This window comes from Roseibacillus persicicus (assembly GCF_014651675.1).
Classification (GTDB): domain Bacteria; phylum Verrucomicrobiota; class Verrucomicrobiia; order Verrucomicrobiales; family Akkermansiaceae; genus Roseibacillus; species Roseibacillus persicicus.
Genome location: NZ_BMXI01000010.1, coordinates 1 through 26,798 on the forward strand (window position 1 = coordinate 1; position 26,798 = coordinate 26,798).

Genomic DNA, 26,798 nt, shown 5'->3' on the forward strand with positions numbered 1-26,798 from the left:
TTTGGAAACTGACGTTGACGGCCGATCTGCGATTCTCAGAAAAAACACCCTAAAAGTACAGTTTGTTTTGCGTCTTTTTCGGCAACTTCATCTGGAAAACGGTCTAAACGTCCGGAAGCGTTTGGGTTTAGCTCCAAAGGAAGAAAACTTCGACCTATTCGACTCGCGTCCCTTCGTTGGACCTTCCGATGGGACCATGGTCCGGGGGATAGGATTGGGTTTCGTCAATCCAGACGAAAGGTGATTGGCACGGTCACCTGGTGGGTGATGGGCTCACCTAGACTGTTTCTGGCAGGGGCGAATTTCCAGCGTTTGACCGCAGCCAGTGCCGAGGAATCGAGAGCGCTGTGCCCGGAACTTCGGCTGATAGAGGCAGCGGAGACTTTTCCTGAAGGTGAAATGGTGGCGGTGATCTGGGTGGTCCCTTCCAGACCGGCTCTTTTCGCAGAGCTGGGATAGAGAGGGGCCTTCTTGCTGATAACGGTGGGGGCAGAGCTCACTTTGGAGGCGAGGGCTTTTTGTCTGCGCTCGGCGGCGGCGATTCGGTCCCGTTCCGCTTTGGCCTGTTGTTCCTTGGCTCGCTGAGCGGCCAGAGCGGCGCGTTGTTTTGCTTTCCGGGCTTCTTCGACGCGTCTGGCCTCCGCCAGCTCTGCTTTTCTTTGAGCTGCTTCAGCTTCCTCTTTTTTACGCTGTTCTTCCGCTTCGCGCTCCTTTTGCAGGATTTCGGCGAGACGGGCTTCTTCCTCTTCTTGGTATTCGGCGAGCAGTTCGAGGTCGAGGCTCGCCTGGTCTGTTAGAATCTGGGTTTTCAGCTGAGAGCTATCGGTGCTAATGGGCGGAGTGGGAAGGGGACTTGCGAGTTGCACTCGCTGTAGAAGCTTGGGAGGGGTCGGGTTGCGGTGAGGTTTGGCGATTGGGTTGGGGGCGTCCTCCGAAAGGGCTTCGTTTGGTTTTGTGAAGGGAGTGTTGACCGCCTTAACCTCAGTGAGATTGTCAGTGAGGTTGCTGACAATTGGAAAAAGCCAGAATCCGAAGCCTAGCAAAGCAACCGTTGAGGTTGCCAGCAAAACGGAGGAAAGCCCTTGTGCTGCAACTTCGCGCGGGCGCGGGGGCGGCAGCGGAGTGGTTTCTTTGGGCAGCTGGAGGAGGCGTGGTCGCATTTTGCACAAACAAGAACGTGACGCACCATACTTTCATTTCAAATCGGAGCAAGGAGAGTATCGGCTCCTGCTGGCTATCGGGAGGGACCGCCCCAACTGTAACTCTTCTATTGAGAGACCTCCTAGTGTTCCTCGACTTCAACCTTGAAGAAGGCTTTGACCAAATTCTCTCCGGGAATTCGATAGCTGACGTATTTGTATCCGGGAGGAGGCACGGGGAGACCTGCAGGATTATTTACTGGTTCCAGTGGTCCTTCCCATTCTTCGAGGTCAGGTGAGCCGAGTGGCTGGTAGACAAATTGCTTGGTCAGATAGCCGGTTTCGGTGCGCCAGCCTCCCAACCGAATCAAAAAGGTCACCGCGCAGATGTCTTCGGGACCATCGTGAGAGATGGTTAGTCGAAGCGCTTCTCCTTCAGAGGGAACACCGTCCCAAGAGCCGAAAGCCAAGGCGAGCAGGGACTCCTCGCTGCGTGGCAAGCGGAGGGCTGATGTGCCGGGGAGGTCGTCTGTCTTAGTAAACTCAATCCAGTTGAAATTGATTCCGTTTCCAACGGTCTCAACTCGCAGAACCTGCTCTCCGCCATTGGGGAGGGTGATGCCTGTCAGGGTGGTGGAGACCCAGTTTGAGGGGCCCCCGGTGTCGGGAATGTCGAAGGTGACAATCTCGCTGCCATTCAGCTTTAGGCGGAGGTCGCCGGGATTGGCTTCTCCCGCTGCGGTGCGAACTGTGATGTCGTAGATTCCCGCTTCGGGGGAGACCGTATATTCGACCCATTCGTTGGCATCGAACCATCCCAGACTGAAGGAGCCGTCGACGTCGCCCGAAGGCTCGATATCCACTCCGTCACTGCGGTAGGCCCCAGTGATGTTCTGGACGTCGTTATCTTGATAGGCGACTCCCGCCCCTCCTAGATCATAGTCCTCCGCTTGAATCCGACCAGGCAGACTCGGAGTGGTTCCGAGGAAGGGACCTTGTTCGATTGGTGAGCCTCCTTCGCCACTGGTTTCGGAGAACTCGACCCAGTTCAGATTGTAGGGACCTCCAATATATTCCAGTCGCAGGACCGCTGAACCAGCTTCGGTAACTTCAATATTGGGGAGTCGCGCGTCCTCCCAGAGATACCAATCCGCAGTTCCTTGGACGGTGATGATTCCCAGTTCCCGATCATCTAACAAAACCCGGATCAGACCGGGCGTGATCTCTGCGCTCGCAATCCGGGCGGTGATGTCATAGCTGCCGGGAGTCACGTCCACAGTGTATTCGGTCCACTCGCTGTTCTCGATCCAACCTAGCGAGAAGCCGTCCTCAATATCGTTGGAACGTTCGATGTCGACCCCGCTGTCGCGATAGGATCCACCGATATTTTCCGGATCCAAGTCGAAGAATGCTTCCCCGGCAGGACCATCATCAAAGTTCTCCGCCTCCACGCGTCCGGGAAGGTTGGCGGCAGTGCCGTTGTAGGGTCCTTGGGTCGTGCTGGAACCGCCCCCACTCCCAGCGCCACCACCGTTGCCGCCATCCGTGGTGCCGGGTTCGCGGAATTCAATCCAGTTCAAGTTGTAGGATGCTCCCGAAATCTCAAGGCGCAAAACGCCCGGTCCGGTGCCGTCGATTGTGACAGAGGGGAGGACAAACTCTTGCCAATTATACCAACCACCAGTGCTCTTAATATCGATTGTCCCTAACAGGTCACCATCCAGCAGGACTCGCAAGGAACCGGGTGAACCAAACTCACTGGCCGCACGGGCGACAATATCCCAAGTGCCTGGAGTCAAAGTGACAGAGTAGTGCAACCACTCGCCATCCTCGGCCCATCCAAGGCTGGGGGTGTTGTCGGTATCGAGTGAGGGCTCGAGGTCCACTCCCGTGTCGCGGTAGTCGCCTCCGATATTATTACTATCCACATCGTAGTAAGACACTCCGGCCCCACCGGTGTCGAAGTGCTCGGCCTGAATGAGAGTCGGTAGCAATGGTGCCACTCCACCGTAGGCCAGGCTGGGCTCGACGACATCGCTTTCCACGGTCCAAGTAAAGCTTCGCGAGGAAGTCAATGAGCCGTCGCTGACCGTCACAGTCACAGTCGAAACTCCCGCACTCAGAGCAGCCCCGGAGATGACTCCTGATTGCGGCGCGAGGTTGATGCCGGTAGGGAGACCGGAGGCGCTATAGCTGAGCTGGTCGCCATCGGGGTCGGTTCCATTCAAGTTCAGGGTCACCGTTTCGCCGACCTCACTGGTCAAGTCATTGACCCGTGCCAAGCTTGGCCCGTTATTGGCCGCTCCCTCGATCGTCCAGACAAAGTTCTCGGAGACAAACGACCAGCCATCACTGACCGAGAGGGTCACGTTGAAGACTCCGCCAACATTCGAAGTCGTTCCGGTAATGCGGCCGGTGTTGGAGTTCAATGAAAGTCCGGTCGGCAGATTGTTGGCCGAGAAGGCAAGAGCGTTCCCATGCGGATCACTCGCCGAGAGTTGCAGGTTGACGGGGGAGGACGCATTGGTCGTGAGGTTGCCGGGATTGGTCAAAACCGGAGCAGAGGTGTCGCCTTCGACCAAAGTTAGAAACTGGTTGGCTTGCACATTGAAGGCGGTATCGACTGTTCCTGATGGCCAGCGCACAACTAGTTTTGAGGCAACCGCATTGTTCCCCATGCCAAAGCGTTGCGAGAACGAGTTGGTGATTCCATAGCCTTCACCTGTCCTTACTTCCCGCAATTGAACACCCCAAGGACCGTGTAGCTCCAGCCAGGCACCGGAGGCGAGCCGGTTACTGGTGCGGCCTTTCAAGGTGATAGAAAGAAAGCCATTTCCATTCGGTTCGGAAAGAAACAGTTTGTCGGGGCGGGAGGAGACAGGCGTGTTGTAGAGGTTCGCATATCCCGCGTAGATGTCAGGAAAGCCGTCGCGATTGAGGTCGCCAACTGCGGCAGACTCGATCGCAGTGGAGGTGAAGGGGTTGGAAATTTGAGTGAAAGTGCCATCGCGATTGTTCATCCAAATCCCGTGCTGAGCTCCAGTGAGCAAAAGGTCGGTCCAGCCGTCGTTGTTGAAGTCGCGAAAGATGGACTGAATCACATTCCACGTCACATCGATACCGCTGGCACTAGTGATGTCGGTAAAGGTCCCGTCACCATTATTGCGCATCAAGCGGCTGGCTTCTCCGTGATTGCCGATGAAGCAATCCAGGTCTCCGTCGTTGTCGATGTCGGCAAAGTCCGCGGTCCAACTTTGGGCCCCGTCTGCCAGGCCGGCTTCCGCTGCGACCTCGGTATAGGTGCCATCTCCGTTGTTTCGGAACAATTGGTTGATGCGGCGTGGGTCGCTGCTGCTCGTGACCCCTCCACGGCATTTTGAGATATAGAGATCGATGTCGCCATCGCCATCGTAGTCGGTCCACACGTTGCCGTAGTTGCCAGAATTGTCGCTGGCGGGAGTGGTCGTGGTGTCGATGAGGCTGGCGTCGTGCACCAACCCTCCATTGCCGGTATTCCTGAAAGGGGGATTGAGGCCGACATCGTGGCAGGGGAAGAGGTCGAGCCAGCCGTCGCCATTGATATCCGCGAAGCTCACCGCTTGCAGGAACACTTTCGGGCTATCCAAGGTGCTGGAGGAAAAGGACGTTCCCGAGCCATTGGCCCGTTGGTAATGGAGTCCATCAAAGTAGCCCCCTGAGATGAGATCAGGGTAGCCATTGTTGTCGGTGTCCCCGATGGCGAGTCCCCATTGATTGGTGTTGCTCGGGGTCCCGAGCGACAGGGGGGTGAAGCTGCCGTCAGCATTCTGGTAGTCCACGAAAAGGTTTCTAGCTCGCCGGAAGCGTATAATGTCGTCCCTCCCATCCTGATTCATATCCACAACTCCCATGGCCACTCCGCTGTATGAAGTGGGGTCGGCCAAGCGGGATGAACTATCCGTAAAGGTGATGGAATTGGAGGTGACGGCGGCAGTAACTACGACGCGAATTGTGGCCGTCTGCGATGCTGCTCCGGTGCTATCGATGATTTGGTAAGTGAATTGATCACTACCAATGAAACCGGGGTCAGGCGTGTAGGTCACCCGTCCGTTGTTGCTCCACACGGTCGTCCCGTGTGCGGGAGCGCTGTCCTGGAGGAGGGAAAAGCTGTCTCTATCAACATCGTTGTCGTTGGAAAAGGCGTTGATGGTTACCGCAATGCCAGAGCGGGTCAGGCCCTCATCATCATTGGCCAGCGGGGGATTGGAGTTTCCACTTCCAGGTTCAGAGAGAGTCATGATCCATTGGTTGAGAGTATCAACCGCGGTCTGGTCAATGACGTTGCGGCCAATGGGGGGCATCTTGTGAACGTCAGTGGTATTCATCCGGCGGTGAAGGATGCTGGTCTCCGGATTTTGGGGCGTGATGACATGTGCGCCGCTGATCCCGAGGTCGTAGAGAAGTTCACCATTGATGAGATTGGTATTCTCCAGGGTGGTCGCGAAGCGGAGGTCGAAACTGGTGTTCAGGCCCCCGGCGGGATTGTGGCAATTCGAGCAGTTGGCTGCCAAGTAGGAGCGCATACGGAGTTCGAGGGACGCGGTCGCATCATCAACAGCGACCGCCGCCGGGTAGCTGGAGGCGGCCTCCAGAGAAGTAGTAAAGAGTCCCTCCGCGTCCCAAGCGCTCAGTTGATTGCTGGGAGAGCTTTCACCGGGATAGGTGAGATTGCCATTGAGTTGCCAGGTGTTGATTCCAAGAAAGATGCCCGCACCCCAGTTGTGGCAAGAGCGACAGTCCTGACGCCCGGGGTAGTCCCAGGTCTGGTTGCGGATGGTGCCGTCGGCGTTGGTGATACTGATGGTGTCGCTCGCTCCATCGGGCAAGAGGTCGGCATCACTTCCGTCCGCCCGCCAGCGATAGGAGACTCCGTAGAAATCACCATTCCCAATCGCGACCAGGAAACGAGTCTCCAAGCGTCGAACTTGGGCGGAGTCATTGTCGTTGATGGGGAGTTCGAAGTGCTTCACGGCAACCGTTCCCACAGGAAAGGTCCAAGGCTCGTCAGCATTGAAAACCACCTTTTCACCTGCGGAGTCGCGGGTTCCGTCGGAAGGAATGGCAATCCAACGCTTCTTACGAGCGCCATCGGACCACAGAGGAGAGTTCACGTCGTAAGGGATGAGTCCGGGGGCGGCCGTCAACCTTGCCAAGTTGGAAAACGCGCCAGTGGCAGAAAGGGTGGCCGGTGGCTGAGCTCCTCCGTTGGTCGGATCGCTCGCGGGAAGGACACCGTTTAGATAGGCGCCAATGCTGGCAGTAAGAGTCGAAGTGGGAGCGGTGTAGTCCACGGTAAGGGTGACGGACTGCACCGCGTTGTCGTTTCCTGTATCGTTGTAATCCTCCGTGAACCGCAGGGTAAAAAGACCTGCCGCGTTCCCTGACAATCCGCTGGGAGTTAAATTTCCGGTGTCCCAAGAGCCCGCGCTGTTTGGAAAGCTCAGGTTGGTTCCGAAGTCCCAACTGGCCGTGTTTCCAGCAGGGTCGGTGACGCTGAGGTCGATCTCGCTTCGATAGCTGGGAGCCACTGCGCTACCGTTTGCGCGCAGTGTAATGGAATTGATCGTAGATGCCGTGGGTATTTCCGACGAGGTATCGAACTGAATCTGGAGAGTGGTCTGACCGTCGGAATACCAGGGAGATGTCGAGTTCCCATCGGCATCGCCACTGACCGAAGTGGGCACGGTAAAGGTAGAGATCTCGGCTACAGCGCTAGCTGCCAGCACAAAGCTCGCGAAAAATTTAAAACAAAAGCGGAACATGCTTGGAACAGGGTGGACTTGGTGCAAGTCTCTCGCGCAATGGAAAATCAAGGCTTGCGGGCAACTTTTATAAAAATTTAGTTCTGTTAACAACTAATTTTTAAAGAAAATCGACTAGTTCCGACGCGATTTATTAATAATTTGTGTGTTTTCAGGCGATTTGGTGCAAAACTTCAGGTTTTGCATTAAGTTGCAGGGGTGTAGGTTTCAGGAGGCTAGTCCAAACGCCCCCGGCAAAGTTGGGGTTCCGCACAGAAAGGCGCTTCGGATCATCCTTCAATCTCCCGCTCCAAGCGGAACGACCTTCCTTTCAGCTGATTTCCAAAAATCCCCAGCTCAGTCGGAATTGGGCTGTCCAGCGGGGGAGCGTTTCCATCCCCGGATGCGACCCGATCCTTTGGCAAAGAGTGTAGTAGGCAAGCTGCGCTTTTGAATTGAGGCTCGAACGCACCGGAGAAAGGTTTTCCAATGCCCCAATCCCGGAGGCTGCAGCTAACCCAAGTCCCCATCACGGCTCATAGCGGTGAAAGGGTGGAGCAATTTTCCCGATTCAACCCAAGCCAACCTCAAGAAATTCGTTGATGGCGTCCGAGCTGACTTAGCACGCCTCTAGGTCAGAATCTGCTTCACGACCTTGCCGTGGACATCGGTCAGTCGGAAACGGCGGCCTTGGTATTTGTGGGTGAGCTGAGTGTGGTCGACGCCGAGCAGGTGGAGTATGGTCGCTTGCAGGTCGTGGACATGGACCGCATCGGGATGGTAGTGATGCTTGTCTGGAGAAATAGGAACGCCTCCCGCATCGACGATATTGTAGCCGTAGGGATCCGTTTTCCCAAAGGTCAGACCCGGTTTGACCCCACCGCCAGCCAGCCACATGGTGAAGCAGCGGGGATGGTGGTCGCGACCGTAATCCGTGGCGGTTAGAGTGCCTTGGGAATAGGCCGTCCGACCGAACTCGCCACCCCAAACGACCAGAGTGTCTTCCAACAGCCCGCGCTGTTTGAGGTCTTTGATTAAGGCTGCAGAGGCTTGGTCAACTTCTTGAGCCTGATTGCGAATCCCTTTCGGGAGACCGCCGTGGTGGTCCCAGCCCTGGTGATAGAGTTGGATAAAGCGGGTCCCTTTTTCGGCCAGGCGACGGGCTAACAAGCAGTTGGCGGCAAAGGTTCCTGGCTTGCGGCTATCTTCACCGTAGAGCTCGAAGGTGCTGTCTGGTTCGTCGGAAAGGTCGGTGGTATCTGGCACGCTGGTTTGCATGCGATAGGCCATCTCGTATTGAGCAATGCGGGATTCAATCTCGGGATCGATCTCGCGTTCGAATTGCTGGCGATTCAGCTTGTTGAGCGCATCGAGAGTTGAGCGCCTGCTGGTTCGACAGATGCCTTCGGGATTGGAGAGATAGAGGACGGGATCTTTGCCTGAACGGAACTGCACTCCCTGGTGTTTGGAATCGAGAAACCCCGAGCCCCACAAGCGGGAATAGAGAGGCTGACCTCCTTGGCCGGCGGACACCAGAACGATGAAGGAAGGCAGATTTTCGTTCAGCGAACCAAGCCCGTAAGAAATCCAGGAGCCAAAGGAAGGGCGCCCGGCAATCTGGGATCCGGTTTGGAAAAAAGTGATGGCGGGATCATGGTTGATGGCCTCGGTATACATCGACTTCACGATACAAATGTCGTCCGCGATTTCGCGATGATAGGGGAGAAGTTCGCTGAACTCGGCACCGCTCTGACCATACTTGCCAAAAGAGAAATGGGACCCTGCCAGAGGAAGTGAGGACTGCATGGCCGACATCCCTGTGAGGCGCTGGCCGGCCCGGACCTCGGAGGGCAACTGCTGGCCGTTCATCTCGCGTAAGAGGGGTTTGTCGTCGAACAAGTCGTGTTGCGCCGGTCCTCCGGACTGGAAGAGGTAGATCACGCGTTTGGCCTTGGGGGCGAGGTCGGCCAACCCACTGGGAATCTCCTTGCCGGCCCCGAGGGAGTTTTGAAGGAGACTGGATAGCGCGATCCCTCCTACTCCTGCCGCGCTGGATTTGAAAAAATGGCGGCGGTTGATGCCCAGAAAGTCGTCAATGGTGGGAGTATTCATCGTTTCCAAATGGTTGCGTCGAGATTGAGGATTGTTTGGCAAATCACGGTGCTGGCCGCGAGCTTGGCGGTGGGGTGGTCGCTTTCGACATCGGATTCCCCGAGTGAGACGAGCTTCAGGGCAGCTTCCGGATTCTTTTGAAAGCGGTCGAGTTGTTCCTGATAGAGTGATAGCAAGACCTCCTGTTCTTCAGCGGTGGGCTGTCGGCCTACGAGGCGGAGGAAGGCCGCTTCGATCTCCTTGGTCGGTTCGTCATGCGCGATTTCTTCCGCCAAGTGACGGGCCGCCTCCACGAATTGGACATCGTTGAGTAGCACCAAGGCTTGAAGGGGCGTGTTGGTGCGGGAGCGGGCCACGCTGCAAACCTCGCGGGACCCCGCGTCAAAGGCAAGCATGTTAGGCAGCGGTGCGGTTCTCTTCCAGACCGAATAGAGGGAGCGACGGTAGAGCGCCTGACCAACCGATTGGCGATATGGGGGGGACATCCCATTGGACTCGGTCCAGAGATCTTCGCCCGGTTGATAGGGGGAAACGGGTGGTCCTCCGGCAGCTGGATTAAGCAGTCCCGAGGCGGCTAAGGAGAGGTCACGAATCTGTTCCGCCGACAAGCGATGGGCTGGGCCACGGGCGAGGAGTCGGTTCTCGGGATCGATTTCGGCAAGCTCGGGACAGTGGCGAGAGTTCTGCCCATATGTCGAGGAGAGCACGATTTGGCGACAAAGAGCCTTAATGTCCCAGCCGCTCTCAACGAAATTGCGGGCGAGCCAGTCTAACAATTCTGGATGGCTGGGGAGGGCACCTTGCAGCCCAAGGTTCTCGGGAGTATCAATGAGACCTGTTCCGAAGAACGCTGCCCACATTCGGTTGACGAACACCCGGGCCGTGAGGGGATTGTCGGGATGGGTGGTCCACTGCGCCAAGCCCAGACGATCCCGGGGAGCATCTTCCGGAAAGGGCATGAGCATGGCCGGAGTGTTTCGCGGGACAATCTTGTCGGGGGTCTTGGGCGCATCATAGGCTCCCCGGTCGAGAATGTAGGCAGGCAAGGGATGGTCGAGCTCCTCCATTACCGGAATTTCGTTCACGGGCTCTTCGGCATCTACGAGGGCTTTGACCGCTTGGTGCAGAGCCTCCTTAGCTTTGCGGGTTGGCTCATGCACTCTAAGCGTGAAGTAGTCCTTCAGACTCACCTCTCCCGAGTAGTCGGCGATCTTGGCGACCTCGGCTTGAGATAGGGTGCGATCGAAATGGCCAAAGTCAGCAATGAGAGCTCCGGCAAGTCCGGCATCGCGCCAGCGAGAGCCGAGCGCAAACTTGCCGCCGTGCTGGGTTGTTACACTGGCGGATTTTACTTTCTTATCCCTGAGGATCTCGGTGGCGAGTTCAATTCCGTTCAGGTAGAGTTTGAGTCCACTCGCTTGATCAGAGGCATCCCAAGTGGCGACGATATTCTGCAGTTCGCCGGTGGGAATTGGTTCCAGGGTGCGGACGCCCATCCCGTTGCCTGGCCAGACGCGGTAGAGTCGCGATTCGAGAAAACCTTTTTCCAAGGTCAAATCCCAACCGTTGAATCCCGCATCAGTTCCCCGGCTGTGGTGGGCCAGCACCGCACGATGCTGCGTCGACTGTGACTGGAGGAGAGTGATGGAGATTGAGAATGGCGTCCAGCGATCGAAGGAGGGGATGTCGTGAAAGCTGAGATAGCGGTCCCCGTCCAGAGCGAGAGCGAGGGGCTCGGGCTGGTTTGGGTGCAGCGGCTTGAACTCCAGAGGAGGAGCATTGCCGTGGTCGCCTTCCGCAAATTTGGCGAACTTGGGGTTGAGTTCTCCGGTGGAAAAGTCGAGGCCGATCTTCGGCATTTCCAGCCCGACTCCACGTCCGTCCAGCGTTGTGAGCCAGTTTTGAAAGGCTTCCTGACTGGCTTTCAGCTCGTTTTGATAGTTACTCCGTGCTTCGGCCAAGCGGCTTTCAGCCTGGTGCAATTGGTTTTCTTGCTTCTCGTCGGGAAGGAGCAAGGTGGGCGAGGGAACGCGTTCGGTCCGGTCATACATCCCGTTCTCGTCGATGGAGTTGAAAAAGGCGAAGAGCGAGTAGTAATCGGTCATCGTCAAGGGATCATACTTATGGTCGTGGCACCGGGTGCACTCCATGGTGAGACCCAGGACGGCGGTCCCAAAAGTGTGAACGCGATCGGCAATGTTTTCGGTGCGCCACTCTTCGAAGATGGCTCCTCCCTCGTTGTTGAGGCGGTGAAGTCGATTGAAGGCAGTGGCGAGTTTTTGCTCCCGGGTGGCATTCGGGAGCAGGTCTCCTGCGATGTTCCAAGTGAGAAAATCGTTGTAGGGAAGGTTCGAGTTGAAGGCCTCGACCACCCAGTCGCGATAGGGCCACTGTGTATTCAGCTTGTCCGACTGGTAGCCATAGGAATCAGCATAACGGGCGGCATCCAGCCAGCCGACTGCAAGGTGCTCACCGTAGGATTGGGATTGCAGGAGGCGTTCGACCGCTTCCTGTTTGGCGGTTTGAAGGTTGTCGCGGGCTGCGGTCGCGAATCGTTCGATCTCTTCCGGAGATGGAGGGAGGCCGGTGAGGTCGAAGGTGGCACGGCGCAGCCAACGAAGGGGGCTGGCTGGCTCGGAGGGGGCGATGTCTTCTTTCTCCAAACGTGAGAGGATAAATTGGTCAATCGCATTGTTCGGCCATTCCTGGTTGGCGGGTTGGGGGACCTTAACTTCTGGTGGGAGATTGGCAAAGGCCCAGTGCTTCTCGTAGGGAGCCCCTTGCTCGATCCACAAACGCAGGATCTCTTTCTCATCATCGGTTAGAACTAGGTTGGACTTCGGAGGGGGCATGACCTCGTCGGGTTCCGATGAAATGATTCGATGCCAGGCGACCGACTCCTCGACCTTGCCGGGAACGATGGCAAATCCATCTGATTCCTTGAGGGCAGCAAAGGCGGAGGCGGCATTGTCCAGTCGCAGGCCGGCGCCATTTTCTTTCTCGTCAGGGCCGTGGCAGAAGAAGCACTTGTCCGACAGAATGGGGCGCACGTCATAGTTGTAGCTCACTTCGGCGGAAGCAGGCAAAAGGGCGAGGATTCCAAGGAGAGAGAAACGCATGGAGGGTGGCGGGTTTGTTAGGGGAAAGTTTTTAGAGAGAGCGGAGGGTTCTCAATACGGCAGAACCAATCGTCACTTTTTCATCTACAGTGGATAAAACTTCCACCGAATTGTTCTCTTGCAAGAGACTTGATTCGATTTTGATGATTCGGCAGGAGGAGTAGGCTCCCTCTTTGTCTACGAATCGCGCGGCGCTGTCTTCCACTTGATTGGGGATTTCTTTGCCGTTCAATTTGATGACAAGCGATTTGTTTTCAGCTTTTGGGAGGTGAAAGCCAATGCGGAGGGTTGCTTCTTTCACTTCGGCAGGATTGGGGACGGTGAGGGGGATGGACGTTCCAGCTGGAACCATGACTTTCCCTCCATAGTGAATGGTTTCGTTGAAGTGCTTCTCTTCCGCAATTGGAGCGGCGAATTCGGCAACGAAGACAATCGTTTCTTGTGGAGCCAAGTCGTGGAGCATGGCTTCAGTTTGTTCTTCGCGATAGGAAAGGGTCAGATCTTCGTTCTGGCTCAAGCGCCGGACTTGTAGATTGTTTGGCTGACTGATGGAGAGGTCGAGGTTCAGTTTCTCTGGTTTGCGCGAGAGATTGTGGGCAATGACGAAGAGCTTGTTGCCATCCACAAAGCTGCGGCACATGACGTCGGGGTCGTTGGAAGTGGCGTCAATTCGTCTTCCGTTGACTCCTGCAAAAAGGCGATAGTAATTGTGAAGGCCGGTGGGCACCCAGTCCTTGCCATTCTGTTCGAAGTCCCGGGGGGCGTAGAGAACCGCGTAGTATTTGGGATCCCAGTTGGCGGAGTGGAGGAGGACAAAGGGCACGGCCTTGAGCACGGTTTGTGGGTGGTCCATGAAGACCAGGGCGTTGGCGACCATTGAGTTGATGTGAAGAAAGTCGTGGATGGAGCGCGCCCTCAGGGCATAGTCGAATTCGCTTTCACCCTCTTTTCGCTCCATCACTTCCTCCGCCACTTTAAGGATAAGGTCATGATTGCTGTCGCCATTGCCACTGGCGGCGTAACCACCTTGCTCACTGATGACGATGGAACAGGCTTTTCCCTGCGAGATGAGGGTATAGTTGGGAACGAGGTCGATTATCCCTTCCAAGGGCAAGCCGCTTAAGATCATTCCTCCGAAATTCTGACCATTCCAGCTATGGTAGTCATAAGTGTGGAAAGAGTAGAAATCGAGGCCGTTGGCAGTGTTATCCATGAACTTCCGCACACCGTTGAAGGCCTGGTAGTCATTGCGGTAGAAGTTGCCGACTGCGTTGCAGGGGCCGCCTACGAGGACTTCCGGCGTGCGAGCTGAAACAGCCTTTTTGGTCTCAAGGTGCCAGTTGGCGATTCGTTCGGGACTGTTGAGAAGAAAGGACCAGTGGGGTTCATTGATAGGCTCGAAGTAGCGCGGGCGGGTCAGATCCGTGAAGTTATGATCGAGGACCGCCGCGGCGAGTTCTGCTGCCGCTTCGGTATTGACTGGAATCACCGGGGGACGGTGACCGTGGCCGCTTTTTTTGGCTTCCTCGGGCATCCATTGTCCCATGAATTCTGGGTAGCCTCCGGGAAGACCATGGGCGGCGACCTCGAGATTGGGGGAGAAGTCTCTCGTCAGCTTGGGAGAGTCCTGGTGGTCCTGACTACCGAGTTGCTCTTTTAAGAATGCGAGGTCGGCGTGGCCGGGGCGAGCCTCGTCTTCGCGCACGGACTTGGTCCAACGGACCACGGAGCGAACGGGGCCGAGGTCCCGCCCGAACGAGATATCAAGTTCCTCCACGAGTTCCTGATAGCGTTTGCCTTCAGCGGTTTGTTTTTCAAAGTTTTTTCCACCGTGAGCCAGTGCGAAGTAGCGGTGGCGTTCAAGGTCAGTGTGACCCTCGATGCTTCGGGTGACCTGAGGGCGGATTGATAGAGTGACAGATGCAGCCGGCAGGGCGGGAGGCTCAACCGTGCCGGAATTCTGCGACCAAGTGGTGACGGTTGAGCTCAGGAGGATGAATCCGAGGAGATGGGTTTGGGACTTCATTATCTTGGAAAGAGGATTACTGAGCCGAGGACCACTCGCCAAAGGTGCCAGGCAAGGTGGAAAGAGTTTCGGACAGAAGGCTTTTCATCTGTCTCAGTTGCTCTTGATGGGCCGGGTCGCCGGCTAGATTGGTGGTTTCGGTGGGATCGTTCCGCAGGTCGTAGAGTTGGTCCGCATCGAAGTAGTTCTCCAGATAGGGCGGTTTGGCAGCCATGGTGAGGCGGACGAGGAAATTGCCTCCGGGAGGGCCTCCAATGTGGGGAATCTTGGCGTTTGGATCGAATTCCCATTTCACCCAAGCATGGTTTGCTTTGATCTCATCGAGAGTTTCCTTCTGCAAGCGATGGGCTTCTTCAGCAGGGGGCACTTGGCTGGGAGGGAGGCGAAAGGCCAGATACTTCCAGTCCTTGGTGACTACTGTGCGGGTGAAGCCGATTTCTCCATAGACCGCTTTGCGCCAATCGACTTGTTCGCCACGCAAAAGTGGCAAGTAGCTCTCTCCGTCCAGCGGCATGTCGGGAAGAGGCTCTGTTCCCGTGGCGTCGAGGATGGTTGGAGCAATATCGACGTTGGAAACGAGAGCTTCGCAGACTTGGGGCTCGATAGTGCCCGGCCAGTAGGCCGCGGAAGGGGTGCGCAAGGCTCCCTGATAGAGTGAACTCTTGCTCGCCATTTCCATCCCGTGGTCGTTGAAGTAGATGACGAGGGTGTTTTCGGCCAGGCCTAGCGATTCCACCTTGTTCAAGATTGCTCCAATGCCCGCATCCAGCCAGGTCTGGCCGGCACTGTCGCGCGAGAATCCTGCGGCCTTGGCTTTGGCGAACAGGCTTTCGCGGGATGGCATTCCGACGGGGGCTTGGTCGAGAATCCCGGCGGGAGTACTGCGGGGATCGGTCGTCATTCCGGCCACGGGATCGGGGAAATGGGGGAGAGTGGTGGAGAAGTAGAGGAAGAAGGGTTTGTCTTTGTTCGATTCGATAAACTCCAGAGCCCCTTCGGTGACCCAGTCCATATTGTGGTGGGCCAAGCCGGTGTTTTTCAGTTGGGGCGAGTCAAGGGGGTTGCCCGCATAGGCCCGTGCGACGTGGTCGAAGCCGAAGGTGCGGAGTTGCGCGCAGAGAGCGGTCTGATTGGCTTGTAGTTTTTCTCTGACCGACGGATCTGTGGGGTCGGAGTTTTTGGGGATTTGCTCAAGCTTGACCCGCGTGCCGATGTGCCACTTTCCGATCAAGCCGGTCACGTAGCCCGCAGCCTGCATCGCCTTGGGGAGATTGGGACGGTCGGCTTCGAGATGTGTATTGAAGTAGACGTTGCGTACGCCTTCGGGGGTCACGTCACGGAGCAGTGCGGGAGAGGAACCCCGGCTGGGGTAGCGTCCGGTGATGCAGCCGTAGCGACTGGGGGTGCAGACGGTGGAGGAGGTGTAGCTGTTGGAAAAGAATGCTCCTTCGTTGGCCAGCTTGTCCAAACTCGGGGTTAGAGCCTCGTTTTTGATAAAACCGAGATCTTCCTGACGTTGGTCGTCGGTGATGATGAAGATGACGTTGGGTCTCGATTCCTCGCCCTGACTGGGCAAAAGGAGTAACAAGGAGACCGCGAGAGATTTTCGAAGAGGGCGAAGCATTCAGGAGGGTAATGTCCTGATTCTCAAATTTCTCCAAAAAATGAGGGGAAAAACTGGGTTCGGTTCCAGGCTGGAACCCGGGGAGGCGAGCTTATCGCTTGGGTGCCCGCTCAGTCGCCATCTTGTATTTGACCACCGCTTCAGCGATGGAGAAGGCGAGACGGTCCTGATAGTCGGAGCGGGCGATGTAGGAGCCTTCCGTCCGGTTGGATAGAAAGCCGCCCTCCAAGAGGATTGCCGGGTGCTTGACGCCTGAGATGACCGAATAGCGCGCTCTCCGGATGCCCCGGTCGGTTCGCTGAGTGGCCTTGATGACATTGGAGTGAACGGCTGTCGCCAACGCAACATTGGCGGAGTCGTTGTTATTGCCGGGTTTTTCCTGATAATCTGAGGCTTTCAATCCCCGGCCGTAGTGGGCGACTCCTTTGGGGGAGAGGGTGAAGGTCTCGATGCCCTGGGCGCGTCCGCCACCGCCGGAATTGAAGTGCAGCGATATGAAAATGGCGTTGGGGAATCTGTTGGCGTAGTCGACCCGTTGCTGGAGGGTGAGGTAGCGGTCCTTGTCGCGGGTCAGTCCCACCTTGAAGCCGCGCTTGCGCAATTGCAGAGAGAGTTTTCTGGCAAGAGCCAAGGCGTGGTCCTTTTCCTTCCCGTTGCCATGAGGGCTAACCGTTCCCGGGTCGTGGCCACCATGTCCGGGGTCGATGATGACGGTGTCGATCCGGGAGGGGCCCCGACCACCCACATTGTAGGGACGCATCACAGGGTCAAGCAACTTGACCAAATCAATACGGTGCACCAGATAGCGGTTGCCGGAGCGTTTGACGGGAAAGGAAAAGACGAATTTGATTTTGTTCATCCAGACATCCTGTTGGCCAACGAGGAACTCCACGCGTATTTCCTTTTTCTCGAGGATCAGCTTGGAGCCGGAAGTGCGCATGGTGGAGAATCCGTAAAACTTCTGGATACTACGAACAGTGACGTAATTCTCCTTGCCGACTACAACATTCTCCCACGCGGCGGTGCTCTGGGCCGACAGTTGTGGCACCATCAAGGAAAGAAAAACGAGGGCGAGTAATCTGGAAATCATGGGGAAGATTGCGCCCAGACTACCTTTTTGAAAGAGGAATACAATTTAGGAATCGGTCAAAAGTCCGATTTTGGGATTTGTCTCCTTTCCGCCAAGGGGTTAGCTGGGGGCATGGAAATTGAATTGGCAGGAAGCTATCGGGCAAAGTGGGGCGAGGGACCAATCTGGTGGAGTGGAATGCTGTATTACGTTGATATCGAATCTCATCGCGTGATTTGCTTCGACCCTGCCAGCGGCGAGGAGCGTCTCTTGGAAGTGGGAGAGCGAGTTGGCGCGGTCGTGCCACGGAGTCGGGGGGGGCTGGTTTTCGTCGGCGATACGGGCTTTCACCTTCTTGATGAAGAAACTGGAGAGCAGAAGCCCATCGTCGATCCGGAGCCAGACAAGGACGACAATCGCTTCAATGATGGAAAGTGCTCTCCGGACGGGCGACTGTTTGCGGGGACCATCTCTTTGGTGAAAAAGGAGGGGGACGCGGCCCTCTATGAGCTCAATCCAGAGTTGGGAGTGCGTGAAGTCTTTGGGGGAGTCACCAACTCCAACGGCATTGCATGGAGTCCAGACGGAAAGCGTGTTTATTATATCGATACTCCCCGTCGAGAGATCTGGGGCTTCGACTACAACTCGGCGACGGGGGAGTGGAGTAATCGGGAGGTGGTGGTGGATACCAAGCATCATGACACTTCGCCGGACGGAATGGCAATGGATGCGGAGGGGAAAGTGTGGGTTGCCTTCTGTCATGGTGGTTGTGTGGCTCGCTTCGATGTCGAAACGGGCGAGGAACTGCAACGCATTGACCTGCCTTGCGTCGAGACCACGGCCTGCACCTGGGGCGGCGAGAACTTGGATGAGCTCTACGTCACCACTGGAATTCACAAGAGTATCGTGGAGGAAGATGCCGGCCGTTTGTTTGTGATCAAGGGGCTCGGGGTGAAGGGTATGCCCGCGAACCCGTTCGCAGGCTAGCCCGACCGCTGGAGCTAGTTTGAGATTGTCCCTGCTTGAATCGAGCCTCAGTGTCTGAACATGTATAAAGTATTTCTAGTCTTATTCTTGGGGTGCTTACTTTTCGCGATGGCGCTTTTGCTCGATGATCGTATCGGGGCTGGACTCTATGTGCCGGATCGTCAATCGAGCCTCTTCCTCGGATTTTCCATTCTGGCTGGTTCGTGTTTGCTTGGCTTGTCAATGGATTCCAATGGCGCTGAGCGTTCCCTCCACCGGACCTACTGTCGGGTCGCGGCGGAATTGGAGAAAGGCCCCCTGACTCGAACGGAGTTAGGTCAAGCGATTGGTTCGGAGAGCACCCAAGTATCTTCCAATTCGCCCGACAATTCGACGATCTCGTTTCAGCAATGTTTCTCGGCCAAGGAAAGCGCATTACTCGATCGGATGATCTATGAGGGAAAGGTCATTGAGCGAAACGAAAAGCTTTCCTTGCCGGGCTAGAGGCTCGAGTGTGGTCTCTAGTTCTCAAGAAATGGATTGTCCGTCCGACTGCTCTTGATGCTGGACTGGTTGTTAGCACTCCCGGTGCTCGTCGAGTCGGATTCGCGGGCAGCCTCGTCAATGGAATCCATCCAGTGGGTGAGGAAGAACTTCTTTTCCTGTGGAAGAAGGGTCTCCGAAGTTCCGAGAATCGGGCGCAACGCGGTCGACATTTGTAGGGTGACTGTTAGGAAAATGAGTAACCAGAGATGAACCTGCCACGAGCTGGTGGCCCGGCGGCTGACCTTGCGGAGCAGACTGCCCGCGAGGAGAAAGGACAGCAACCAGACCACAAGCGCCAGAAAGCCGACGAACGGCAAAGAGTTGGAGGACTGGGTAAAGATCCAAAGAATGGGCGCGAAGGCGATCAGGAGCAGGCCCAAGAGCGCGAGGAAGCAGAGATAGGCGGCGGCAACTCCTCCCAGTCGCAGAGGCGAATTGGCCAGGCAGGAAAAAACGTAGAGACTGGGGAAACAAATCAATGCCCCCAAGAGAAGCCCTCCTCCAACTTTCAGCGGAGCAGCCCAGAGCTGGGTTCCACCGGAGTAGGAGCCGAAGACTAAACCCAGCACCCCCGCGCTGAAAAGGGCGAGTAGCGCGAGGGGGAGAATGAGCTGTCGTTTCTCCGGCAGCGCTTTCAATAGATTGAGGGGACTTCGCAGCAGCGCCTCGATGGCGGTGGCCAGGTTGGTGACCTCGACGGCTTGACGGCCTTCGTTTGGGTCCTTGGGTTCTTCGGTTTGTTCCGGTAGGTTGGGTGGATTCATTGCTGGTTTGATTTTGAGGTTGGATGTTTCAAAAGAGAGTGAAGAAAGAGAGCGGCGAGAGCTCCGGTCGCAAGCAGGACAACGACGGTGAGCTCCTCGGAGAGCAGGCGATTGAGCGCGCGCCAAACGGCTTCGTAAAAGGTGCCGTTGAACATGTCTTTGCGCAGGAACTCGACCTCCAGGGAGGGGGAGCCGAAGAAGGGACGCATCAGATAAGAAAGCTGCGCGCCCACGATGGCATTGGACCCCAGCCAGGAGAGAAGAGTCAGACGGGCCGCCCGGAAGTCCGGAGTGAGAGCGCGAATCAATCCAAAGAGGCGCACCACCGCAAGAAAGCCGCCAAGGCCGATAATTGCGGTATGAATCAGGAGATAGAAGCTATGGGAGGACGCGGCTTCGGGCGAATCAGCGGGCGGGGCTTCCAGTGCCAGAAAGAAGGTCACTGGAGCGAGGGAAGCGAGAAGGAGGGAAGCCAAGGAGAAGGCCAGAAGCTGGCAAAGCACGGACTGCCGGAAGCCAATTCCGGTCCCAAACAAAAGTCCGAGCATCCCATTGAGCAATCCGGTGATGAGAAGAGTGAAAAAGAGGAGAAGGGGGGTCTTGAGTGCGACATAGCAGGCCATGTCGAGTCCCCGCCAGAGGCCAACCGTGAACCCGTAGAATCCGGCTCCGAGGATAATGAGCCCCACTGCTCGGGGGATGGACTGGCGGAGAGCCTCGGGTGCGAAAAGAGGAAGAAGATCGCGAGTTTGTCCGCGGGCAAGGGTGGCGGGAGACATCGGGTGGAGAGAGTGGGAGAGGCGCTCAAGTCAAAGCGCCTCCCCCGGTCTAGATAAAACAATCGAAGGGTCTGTTAGTCGGAGCCGCGGGCCTTTAAATCGGCTGGAGCGAGGCGACCTTCTTCCAATGCTTCAGGCGAAAAGATATTGGTGCTCCGTCCGTTGATGGTGTCGCGCACGGGACCCGCATCTGGATCGCTGCCGCCGATCGGAATGGTGGCCGTCGAGCCATCCAAGCGAGCTACTAGAATTCGCCCGTCCCAGGTTTTCTTCGAAAAGCGTGGGCTGTCCCCCGTGCTGATTGGGGTGTCGAAGACGAGGGGGAGATGGCTGGCGGAAGTGTTCATCAGGTTGGCGGTGTAGCCCCACACGTTTTCACCGCGGTCCACTTTGCCGTCTTTGTTGGGGCGCTGGAGATCGAAGCTTCGCCGGAAAGCGGAGTTGTAAAGAAGCTCCTCGTTGTCGAGCCCGCGCGACATCAGTTGGTTGAAATAGTCGTTGGAGGTTCGTTGTTGTTCTCGTTGCCGAGAGCCACTCCCTGCGAGTTTTTTAGAGTCGAGTTTCCACTTGCCCTCCAGCTTTCGTGTAGAGGAGCGGGGCTCATCATCGCGCAAGAGTTCCTCTAACAGAATAGCGGTCGAATCACTGGGGTATTCTCCCTCGAAGTCGGCGGCAAAGAGGTCGAGTGCACCTTTGATGTTCCGCACATTGCTGAGGCCTTCGACGCGTTCGGCGTGTTTGAGCCCTCGCATCGCCGCCGGAGTGGCAATGCCGGCGAGGACGACGATGATGGAGATGACGACAAGAAGCTCCACTAAAGTGAAGCCTCGCAGCCCTCTGGGTTGGGCGAGGGGTTGGGTTGGTGTTTTCATGCTGTTAGTTATTTCTACGGTTATGAGGAATCGCTTCCCCGGGTTAGGCCGTTAGATGAACAGATGAAAATGAAGGAACGGTGAAGGGAGTGTGAAATGGGGGTGAAGAGTTGTCGGTTGTCGGTTGTCGGTTGTCGGTTGTCAGTTGTCAGTTGTCAGTTGTCAGTTGTCCGATAACCGATAACCGATAACCGATAACCGATCTCTGACAACTAACACCCCCCTAAACTCACCGCGATTCTTCTCCGCTCGACACGAAAAAGGCCGGTCTCACGCGAGGTGGGACCGGCCTGGAATTGTGAATTGTTCGGAAACTTAGTTGCCGGAGCCGATACGCTTCAGGTCGGGAACAGTCATGACTCCTTCTTCCAATGCCTCAGGCGAGAAGAGGTTCATGCGGTCTCCGTCGATCTTGCCGGTCACGTTGCCTTCTTTGGCATCGGTTCCGCCAATCAACTCGGTACGAGTCGAGCTGTCGAGGCGTGCCATGATGACTTTACCGTCCCAAACTTTCTTCGAGAACTTGGGGTTGTCACCGGTGCTGATAGGAGAGTCAAACACCACTGGAAGGTGACTGCTTGAAGTCTGCTGGAGGTTCTTGGTGTAAGCCCAAACGCACTCGCCCTGATCGACCACTTTGTCGTTGTTAGGCTTCTTCACGATGAAGGCCTTTTTGAAGGCTTTCTGGAAGAAGAGTTCTTCGTTGTCGAGACCACGGCTCATCAACTGCTGGAAGTAGTAGTTGGATGGCTTGTCCGAAGAAGAAGAACCGCGACCACCGCGGGAACCACGGCTATCAAGACGGCTTCCGCCGTCCAAACCGCGTCGGTCCAAACGGCTGCTGCTGCCGCGCTTGGAGGCTCCGGCGCTGTCGTCGGAGATTTCCATGATTTCCTCTGCGGTGTCATCGCTGGGGTATTCCCCGTCGAAGTCACTTGCGAAGAGGTCAAGAGCTGACTTGATGCCCTTGACGTTGTTGATTCCGGTGACCTGCTCGGCTTTACCGAGGGCCTTCATCGCGGTCGGCACGGCGAGGCCGGCCAGAACGACGATGATCGAGATAACGACCAGCAGTTCCACCAAGGTGAAACCGGACCGCATTTGTCCTTTTGTTGCTTTCATTGTTTTATCTAGTTTTTGTGGTTATAGGGAAAAATCCCTTGGTTTAAGCAAACGACAAACGCCATTTGCACCCTTAAAACTAGACTTGATAGATGGGGTGACAAGGGAAAAAGTGAGGGATGGATCACAGGTAGTGACCTTGTGAATGCATGGCGGGTCTATCCTCAATTCCCGCTTTGCAAACCGCCTGATTAGGCGATGTCCTACCCCTCGAACTTGGGTGGATTGGCGTGCCATTCAGCGTAGACTTTGGGCGAGATCTCCGAGGGCTTGATCTCGGATCGCCCTCCCCAAAAGACGTTGGTGTAACTCACTGGGATCCCAATGGATTCGAGGTGCTTGTCGATGGCCGCCTTGTGCTCCATGACCTTGGGCTTCTCGGTGCCGTGCACCACGCCCATGATGTTGACGTTGCCGAACTTGGGGCCGCCTTCGCGCCAGTAGGCGTGGGTCATGCAGTGGTGGCGTCCGACTTCGGCGCCGGCCTGTTCCTGCATGCCATCGGGAACGGCCCAATGGAAAAGTCCGTTGAAACGGGTGACCTTTTTGCCGGTCTCGGAGGGCTTGACGTGTTCGAGGAAGGTGGAGAAGCGACCAATGACCTTCTTCGCATTGAGGGTCGCGGCAACTTCGCAAAAGCGGTCGAGCGAGACTCCGGCGATTTCGGCGCGCTTGTCCCAGCAGTTGGAGACGATTTCCTCAGGCGTGAGCTCTTCTTTCAGAGCCAAAAGGACCTCCCATTCTTCGTCGGTCAGCTCGACGGTGGTGGTGGTCATCATTTCGGCAGGGGCATCGACCTTTGCACCGGGCTCGAGTCCTTTGCGGCGGGTGTGGCCGACTCCCAGGGCGAAAACTCCATGGGCAGGCATCAGGATATACTCGTCTGCACCTACAATCTCCTTGAGGACGGTCGCGTGGTGGTCGAGAGACTCGCCCTGTGGTACTTTCAAAGTGGTCCACAGACGGTAGCCCGAACCAGAGACCTCGGTGTCGGTAGAGCGGGTGACCACGTGGCCCGAGAAGGGATCATGTTGGAACATGTAGTCGAAGATTGCGGTCAGCTTTTCCTCCGGCACTCGCCAGGCGACCAATGCCCCGTGGGCCAATTTGGTCGCGAGCAGGGTTTGCCGCACCCGGCGGATGACTCCCGCTTCGAGCATGGCGCGAATGCGCTCGAGCACGACCTCGAGCTCGACGCCGGACTTCTCGGCAATCACTTCGAAGGGGTGGCGTTGAAAACCGGCTACGAGGTCTTCGGATACTTCAAGAATCTTGGCGTTGATGGGGTCGTCGTGCTCGGTAGGAATCATATCGTGGGACGTTTCTAAGCATGGAAGGACGTTTGTGCCACCTCCAGAATTTCATTTTCGCCGCAATAATTGCTCGCGAGGGTCATTCTGCAATCAGTCTCGAGAGGCGAAGGCCAAGGGGAAGCGGGTAGAACGCTTTCCTGTTTTTCCAAGTCCTTGACTTCGAATGGCACAAAAAAGAGCAGCCCTGTCGAGGGCTGCTCCTGATATCGGAAAAAGGTTCCGGATGCAGTCAAGTCGTGAGCCCACGAAGAGGTTCTCCGATCTGGCTGGGAGGTTGGCTATTTGCGTCGACGCAGCAGTAGAGCGAATCCTCCAAGGCCGAGTAGAGCGGCGGAAGATGGCTCGGGAATGGTGGTGATGGTCACATCACCCAAGCTGAGGCCGGGATTTCCCTGAGAATAGGCTACGAAGTAGAATTCTCCGTCCGCCGAGTCAGTGAACAAGCTTGAGAGTGATCCTGCTGGCAAAGTGCCACTGGCAGCATCCAGGCTGAAAGATGCGCTGCCATCCGCATTCACCGTCATGGAAAACGTTTGGGTCGTCCCATAAGCGATCGCAGTGTTCAGAGCAGTAGATGCCAGGGTCAAGGTTCCGAAATCGGTGAAGATGCCTTGATCAGTAGAATCCCCCGAGGAGTGAGCAGGTCTGTTGGCTGCGGAGAAGCCGACCGTATTCAAGGAATCCTGATTAGAGAACAAGTAAGCTCCGATGTTGTTGGCGTTTCCGGTTCCGTCTGCAGCGGGAGTGGCGGCTGTTACTTCATCAACGATACCGAATGAAGAGGTGAATGAAGGAAAGGCGTCAGCAAGTGCGGAGGTCGTGAAAGTCACGTCGAGGGTGAAGCCGGCGGTCAAGTCGAACTGATTGGTGGTGTGGACCCAAGCCAGGCGGTTTCCAAAGTCCGTCTGAGCCGTGGCGCTGCCAGTGGCGTCGTCGAAGGGGTCCGCAGCTGTAATGTTGGTGCCGCTCACCATTCCTCCACCGATGCCGGTGTTGATACCAATCCCGTCGGCGGCATCGAAGGTGTCTTGATAGACAATCGCTCCGTGGAGAGGGGCGGCTATTAGAGTAGCCATACTTACTCCTAATAATTTAGCTGTATTTTTCATGTTGTATCTTTGTTGATGGATGTGTATTTTTCAAGAATCTGAACTTTTGCTGGGAATCACAGACAGACGAGGTCCAAGACTTGACGATCGACTTATTTCCCGTTCAGTTCGCTCCGACGAGGCCAATACTTTTGAGGACTGAACCCGTGGAGGGGGTAGATTTTTGCTGAATTTGAAAGGGTTCCGACTTCAGTTGCCGAATTTTGTCCTCTGCCAAAACAGGGGAAGCCCACTGCGACCCTTCGCTTCTTTCTCTTTGGGAACGCGAGAAAGACCCTGATTTTGCGATCTGTGGGTCATTCCGCAGTCCGGTAGCACCCTTTCACTGAATGATTTATGCGCAGGCCCTTTTGAGGACTAGCCAAGGAGAGGCCAATGCGTCGAGTGTGGCTGGACGGGGACGGGCCCCAAAGGTCTCTTATGGGGCGATAGGTCGCTTGGACCCAGAGATGCCGGGTCGTAGCGAGCTTGTGTAGCTCATCAACGGCAGAAAAAATCTGAGCCGAATACCTTGGGGAGAAAGCGTCAGGCGCAACGGGGACGCTGCTTTCTCCTGTCTATGAATTGGGAGCAGGGGATGGGTAGGCCTCTTGCGGAGATACCTAAACCTACGACGAAGGGCGGAGCCAGTGGGTGAGTCTGGGATATTGCTCCGCCATTTCGAAATAGGTGATGAGGGGGATGCCCGGGCCGGTGCCGGCACGGTAGGCTTCAATCAGAGCGGTGCTTTGTCCATGATAGCCAGAAGGGTGGAAAACGTGCTCGGCCCCCACGCCAGTCTCTTCGGCTGCGGCAAAAGCCCAGGCCATCGCGGCCATTTCAAGGGCGGGCGGTGGCGACGGGTTGTCGTCCAAGTCGGGGCGCTCGGCAGGAAGAGAGGCCGCGATTCGTCCGGCGGCGTAGTAGAGATCTCCAGGGAACTGAAGGAGGGCGCGATCAATCTTCAAGGTTCCACCGAGGCAGGAGATGCCCGGTACGCAGGAGGTTTGGCCTTCTTCGAAAGTAACTTCTCTGGCTTCAATACCGATTTTCTCGAAAAATGTGAGAGTCTCTTGGATCTGTTGCTCGGTCATTGTTGTCGGGTAATTGTCTGATGAAGTGGCAGGAAGGTACCTTGCACAACGGTGAGGGGGAGAGTGCATGGTTTTTTTGCCGGGATGGGTAGAAAATTCGGGAGTGAATTTTTGGCTCAAAGCGCAGGGAGCCCGGTCTCTGGAAAAACTGGAAGCTTGAGGACTTGGCTTGAATCAGGGCAGCCAGCCGCAGTATCACTACCAGTTGAAATGGCCAGACTATCGGATGTTTCAGGGAGACGGGGTTGGACCGAGATTGCCCGGAACAAGGTCTGGAGAGCAAAAAAGTAGGTTTAGGCACGCTAGGGGCGAAAAAGGGGTGACAGCGGGGGATTCGGTTTCCATGCTGCGCACTTCGATGGCAGGCGAACTGACTTACAAGGATTCGGGCGTGGACACGCGCAGGGCAGCAGCTTTTGTGGGCGACATTGGCGCGCACGTGAAGAGAACCCAGCAACAGCGCCAGCTCTTTGGGGCGTTCGGGCTTTTTGCCGCTCTCTATGACCTGAGCGATTACAAGGCGCCGGTTCTGGTGACCGGCTGCGATGGCGTGGGCACCAAGTTGGAGCTCCTTCTCAAGCACGATATGCTGGAAGTCGCGGGCAAAGACCTCGTGGCGATGTCGGTCAACGACATCATCACCACCGGCGGCGACCCGCTGATGTTCCTCGACTATCTGGGCATTGCCAAATTGGACGAGGCCAAGCTGGTGCGCCTGATCGCCGGAATGTGTGATTATCTCGAGTCCTGCGGCTGTATCTTGGCCGGGGGCGAAACCGCCGAGATGCCGGGCATCGTGCCCGAGGACGTGGTGGAGCTTTCCGGATTCTGTATCGGCGCGGCCGAAAAGCCCGACTTGATCGACCCCACCACCGTGGAGGTTGGCGATGTCTTGGTGGGCTTTCACTCCGATAGTTTTCACGCCAACGGTTTTAGTCTGGTGCGGCGCGTGCTGGCTTCCCGTCCGGGAGAATTTTCTGAGGAGGAGGAAAAGGCGATGCTGGCTCCGACCCGTCTCTACTATGATGTCGTGAAGGAGATTCGCGAAGCCGGCGTGACGCCAAAGGCCTACGCGCACATCACCGGCGGTGGTTTGCCCGAGAACTTGGAGCGCTTGTTCCAGGGGAAAGGGGCGGACCTGACCATCCCTCACTGGGACAACGCGGTTTGCCAAAAGGTGCTCGAGAGCGTGGACGCGGAGGACCGGTTCCACACTTTCAATATGGGCATCGGTTGGGTCGCGATTGTCTCGCCTGACGAGGTCGACAAGATTCTTTCCGCTGGCCCTGGCGGCGTGGCGCTGGGAACCGTTCGCGAAGGCGATGGGGTGACGGTAAAGGTCGCGTCCTAATCGTGACCCCAATCTGACCTGCAACTGCTCATTA

General features: G+C 56.5%; 17 protein-coding genes. 3 read left to right on the plus strand and 14 right to left on the minus strand.

The window, feature by feature from the left end:
• Window positions 1-224 precede the first annotated feature (224 nt).
• From IE099_RS12095 to IE099_RS12125, 7 genes are all read right to left on the minus strand, one after another.
• Window positions 225-1,160 (minus strand): energy transducer TonB, encoded by a 936-nt coding sequence (locus IE099_RS12095; protein WP_189570200.1) that lies wholly within the window; start codon window positions 1,158-1,160, stop codon window positions 225-227.
• A gap of 122 nt (window positions 1,161-1,282) precedes the next feature.
• Window positions 1,283-6,940, minus strand: a complete 5,658-nt coding sequence (locus IE099_RS12100; protein ID WP_189570201.1) for a carbohydrate-binding protein — start codon at window positions 6,938-6,940, stop codon at window positions 1,283-1,285.
• Between the two features lie 609 nt (window positions 6,941-7,549).
• Window positions 7,550-9,031 (minus strand): DUF1501 domain-containing protein, encoded by a 1,482-nt coding sequence (locus IE099_RS12105; RefSeq protein WP_189570202.1) that lies wholly within the window; start codon window positions 9,029-9,031, stop codon window positions 7,550-7,552.
• A complete protein-coding gene (locus IE099_RS12110) occupies window positions 9,028-12,150 on the minus strand; it encodes a DUF1553 domain-containing protein (protein ID WP_189570203.1) in 3,123 nt (1,040 codons plus the stop codon). Before IE099_RS12110 ends, IE099_RS12105 begins: the two co-directional genes overlap by 4 nt.
• A gap of 31 nt (window positions 12,151-12,181) precedes the next feature.
• The gene (locus tag IE099_RS12115; RefSeq protein WP_189570204.1) at window positions 12,182-14,176 is read right to left on the minus strand and encodes a beta-agarase; all 1,995 of its coding nucleotides are present in this window, start codon (window positions 14,174-14,176) and stop codon (window positions 12,182-12,184) included.
• 16 nt (window positions 14,177-14,192) lie between these two features.
• Window positions 14,193-15,800: a sulfatase family protein gene (locus tag IE099_RS12120; protein WP_189570205.1), complete on the minus strand. Its 1,608-nt coding sequence runs from the start codon at window positions 15,798-15,800 to the stop codon at window positions 14,193-14,195.
• Between the two features lie 91 nt (window positions 15,801-15,891).
• The gene (locus IE099_RS12125) at window positions 15,892-16,890 is read right to left on the minus strand and encodes an N-acetylmuramoyl-L-alanine amidase family protein (protein WP_189570206.1); all 999 of its coding nucleotides are present in this window, start codon (window positions 16,888-16,890) and stop codon (window positions 15,892-15,894) included.
• 111 nt (window positions 16,891-17,001) lie between these two features.
• Between IE099_RS12125 and IE099_RS12130 the strand changes: the two genes are divergently transcribed.
• Together IE099_RS12130 and IE099_RS12135 are read left to right on the plus strand one after the other, a co-directional pair.
• A complete protein-coding gene (locus IE099_RS12130; RefSeq protein WP_189570207.1) occupies window positions 17,002-17,856 on the plus strand; it encodes an SMP-30/gluconolactonase/LRE family protein in 855 nt (284 codons plus the stop codon).
• Between the two features lie 108 nt (window positions 17,857-17,964).
• On the plus strand, window positions 17,965-18,339 hold the full coding sequence (locus IE099_RS12135) for a hypothetical protein (RefSeq protein WP_189570208.1): 375 nt from the start codon (window positions 17,965-17,967) through the stop codon (window positions 18,337-18,339).
• A 17-nt stretch (window positions 18,340-18,356) separates the two neighbouring features.
• On the opposite strand, the gene IE099_RS12140 is transcribed toward IE099_RS12135, so the two are convergent.
• The 7 genes from IE099_RS12140 to IE099_RS12170 form a co-directional block, all read right to left on the minus strand.
• Entirely contained in the window at window positions 18,357-19,145 is a 789-nt protein-coding gene (locus IE099_RS12140; protein ID WP_189570209.1) for a hypothetical protein, read from the minus strand.
• A complete protein-coding gene (locus IE099_RS12145; RefSeq protein ID WP_189570210.1) occupies window positions 19,142-19,924 on the minus strand; it encodes a hypothetical protein in 783 nt (260 codons plus the stop codon). Before IE099_RS12145 ends, IE099_RS12140 begins: the two co-directional genes overlap by 4 nt.
• Window positions 19,925-19,998: 74 nt before the next feature.
• The gene (locus IE099_RS12150; RefSeq protein WP_189570211.1) at window positions 19,999-20,796 is read right to left on the minus strand and encodes a type II secretion system protein; all 798 of its coding nucleotides are present in this window, start codon (window positions 20,794-20,796) and stop codon (window positions 19,999-20,001) included.
• A gap of 315 nt (window positions 20,797-21,111) precedes the next feature.
• Complete coding sequence (locus IE099_RS12155) at window positions 21,112-21,918, minus strand: type II secretion system protein (RefSeq protein ID WP_189570212.1); 807 nt, start codon at window positions 21,916-21,918, stop codon at window positions 21,112-21,114.
• 203 nt (window positions 21,919-22,121) lie between these two features.
• Window positions 22,122-23,228, minus strand: coding sequence for an Lrp/AsnC family transcriptional regulator (locus IE099_RS12160; RefSeq protein ID WP_189570213.1), 1,107 nt, complete (start codon window positions 23,226-23,228; stop codon window positions 22,122-22,124).
• 281 nt (window positions 23,229-23,509) lie between these two features.
• Window positions 23,510-24,307: a PEP-CTERM sorting domain-containing protein gene (locus tag IE099_RS12165; protein ID WP_189570214.1), complete on the minus strand. Its 798-nt coding sequence runs from the start codon at window positions 24,305-24,307 to the stop codon at window positions 23,510-23,512.
• Between the two features lie 641 nt (window positions 24,308-24,948).
• Entirely contained in the window at window positions 24,949-25,413 is a 465-nt protein-coding gene (locus IE099_RS12170; RefSeq protein ID WP_189570215.1) for a hypothetical protein, read from the minus strand.
• A 319-nt stretch (window positions 25,414-25,732) separates the two neighbouring features.
• Between IE099_RS12170 and purM the strand changes: the two genes are divergently transcribed.
• Window positions 25,733-26,764, plus strand: a complete 1,032-nt coding sequence (gene purM, locus IE099_RS12175) for a phosphoribosylformylglycinamidine cyclo-ligase (RefSeq protein WP_229809499.1) — start codon at window positions 25,733-25,735, stop codon at window positions 26,762-26,764.
• Window positions 26,765-26,798: the final 34 nt, after the last annotated feature.